Genomic DNA, 3,151 nt, shown 5'->3' on the forward strand with positions numbered 1-3,151 from the left:
TGGTATAGATGCCAATATTGTCGCATTATCTGGAATCGCTATTGCTATTGGAACGATGGTTGATGTTGGAGTCATTCTATCAGAAAATATCATTCGACATTTTCAAGAGAATGAAGAAGGATTGTCAGCAAATGAAGTAGTTTACAATGCTACATCGGAAGTTTCTGGCGCTATTCTAACCGCTGTTTTAACAACCATTATTAGCTTTATTCCAGTTTTCACCATGATTGGTGCTGAAGGAAAGCTATTCAGACCTCTAGCATTTACAAAGACATTTGCCCTAGCGGCATCTATTATAGTAGCATTATTTATCATTCCACCATTTGCTGCATATTTGTTTAAAAATAGAAAACCAAAACAGTGGTATGGATACATAGGTGCATGTGCCTTATTCTTATTAGGTATTGCAACTATTATAATGGGATATTGGTTAGGACTTGTACTCATCGCTTTTTCGATAAGTCAATTATTGAAAAAGAGAAATTATATCACAGAGCAAAAATCTAATGGGTTCAATGTGCTAATTTCTGCAAGTACTATTCTATTCTTACTGGCTGAATATTGGCGACCTCTTGGAATAGATAGAAGTTTTTTTATGAACCTCCTTTTTGTTGCTGTGATTAGCTTGGGGTTATTAGGCGCTTTCACCCTCTTTAGGAAATTCTACTCAAGAATCTTATTATGGGCATTGAATCATAAATTATTGTTTTTAGCCGTTCCAACTACCATAGTTGTTTTTGGGTTCTTCATCATGAAAAATACAGGTAAAGAATTTATGCCTTCATTAAATGAAGGATCATTTTTATTGATGCCAACTTCCATGCCTCATTCGGGAATAGCAGAAAACAAGAGAGTACTGCAACAACTAGATATGGCAGTAGCAAGTATTCCAGAAATCCAAACTGTAGTAGGAAAAGCAGGAAGAACTGAATCGGCTTTAGACCCTGCACCTCTTTCGATGTATGAAAACGTAATTCTCTACAAACCTGAGTATATGTTAAATGATGATGGAGAGCGTCAACGTTACAAAGTGAATGATGAAGGCTTGTTTGAGTTAAAGGATGGTAAGTTTATCGCTAATCCAAATAATAATGAAAATGTCACCTTGAGCCTGCCTGTTCGGCAGACAGGCGCAGTCGAAAGATATCAATTAATAGAAGATGCAGACGGTGAATTCTTTAGAAACTGGCGACCAAAGATTAAAAGTCCAAATGATATTTGGAAAGAAATTGTAAGAGTAACGAAACTTCCAGGAGTCACATCAGCTCCAAAGTTACAACCGATAGAAACAAGGTTGGTAATGCTACAGACAGGGATGAGAGCTCCAATGGGTATTAAAGTCAAAGGGCAAGATTTAAAAGAAATCGAAGCCTTTGGACTTCAATTAGAAAGCCTTTTGAAACAGGTTGAAGGGGTGAAAAATGAAGCCGTTTTTGCTGATAGGATTGTTGGAAAACCGTATTTATTGATTGACATTGATAGAACTAAAATTGCTAGATATGGAATTTCCATTCAACAGGTGCAAGATGTTTTAAAAGTAGCAGTTGGAGGGATGGTATTGACACAAACAGTAGAAGGCAGAGAACGTTACGGCGTTAGAGTAAGATACCCAAGAGAATTAAGAGATAATCCAACAGACTTGAGTAGTATCTACATTCCTGTAGAGAAAGGAGCTCCAGTTCCTTTGAGTGAATTAGCTGATATTCGTTACGAGCAAGGTCCACAAGTTATCAAAAGTGAAGATACATTTTTAGTGGGCTATGTATTGTTCGATAAACTAGATGGATTTGCCGAAGTATCAGTAGTGGAAAATGCTCAAAAACTGATTCAAGAGAAAATTGAAACAGGTGAATTGACTGTTCCAAAAGGAGTCAATTATCAATTCACAGGAACGTATGAAAATCAAATACGTGCTGAAAAAACACTAGGCATTGTAGTTCCTCTAGCATTACTCATTATTTTCTTGATTCTATATTTTCAATTCAAATCAGTTGCCACTTCTTTGATGGTTTTCACAGGTATTGCAGTAGCTTTTGCAGGTGGGTTTATTATGATTTGGCTCTATGGTCAAGATTGGTTTTTCAATTTTAATTTCTTTGGAGAAAACCTACGTGATTTATTTCAAATGCACACCATTAATTTAAGTGTTGCCGTGTGGGTAGGTTTCATCGCCTTGTTTGGAATTGCTACTGATGATGGAGTTGTAATGGCTACCTACTTAACCCAAGTCTTTGAAAGAAATAAACCAAAAGACAAGAAAAGTATACGAGCATCTGTTTTAGAAGCAGGAGAAAAAAGAATTCGTCCTTGTTTAATGACAACAGCAACAACAATTCTAGCATTGTTGCCAATTCTAACATCAACAGGAAGAGGAAGTGACATTATGATTCCAATGGCTATCCCAAGCTTTGGCGGAATGTTGATTGCCTTAATTACACTATTTGTTGTTCCAGTTTTGTATAGTTGGAAGGCTGAAAGACAACTTAAAAAAACAATACAATGAGAAAAGTAATCATTAATATTATCATTCTTTTTATAGGTTCTTTTTCTTACGGACAAAGGCTTGAGAGTCTCATTAAAATAGGCTTAGACAATAGCCCTGAGATTCAAAAAGTAGAAACAGCCTACAAAGGAGTTTTAGAAAAGAAAAATGAAGTAGATGCAGTTCCGAACACGCAATTTGGATTCGGTTATTTTGCCAGTGAACCTGAAACAAGAACAGGTGCACAACGATTCAAGCTTTCTGTAAAACAAATGATTCCTTGGTTTGGTTCTATTACTGCTAGACAAAGTTATGTGAGTTCAATAGCAGATGCAAAGTTTGAAGATATTGCCATTGCCAAGAGAAAGCTAATTGCTTCGGTATCACAAGCATATTACAATCTTTTTACCATACGAGAAAAGCAAGAAATTCTAAAAAAGAATATTTCTCTTTTGAAAACGTATGAAACGATGGCATTAACTTCTGTTGAAACAGGCAAAGCAACAGCTGTAGATGTATTGAAATTGCAAATAAGACAAAATGATTTAGAACAGTTGATAGAAGTACTGGAACAGCAGTTTTTATCAGAACAAACTCAAGTGAATACTCTTCTAAATAGGGAAAAGAATTTCAAAATTGAAGTTTTAGACTCTTTAGTAATGCCAAAAT

At 35.6% G+C, this 3,151-nt stretch carries 2 protein-coding genes; both read left to right on the forward strand.

Annotation, left to right across the window (positions count from 1 at the left end):
- A partial coding sequence (locus AAON49_RS00200; RefSeq protein ID WP_349551754.1) for an efflux RND transporter permease subunit occupies positions 1 to 2,503 on the forward strand: 2,503 nt, incomplete at its 5' end.
- Positions 2,500 to 3,151: TolC family protein (locus tag AAON49_RS00205; protein ID WP_349551755.1), on the forward strand; the 652-nt coding region annotated here is incomplete at its 3' end. The genes AAON49_RS00200 and AAON49_RS00205, both read left to right, overlap by 4 nt.

Origin of the sequence: Pseudotenacibaculum sp. MALMAid0570, assembly GCF_040151415.1 — a bacterium.
In the GTDB taxonomy this organism is placed as follows: domain Bacteria; phylum Bacteroidota; class Bacteroidia; order Flavobacteriales; family Flavobacteriaceae; genus Polaribacter.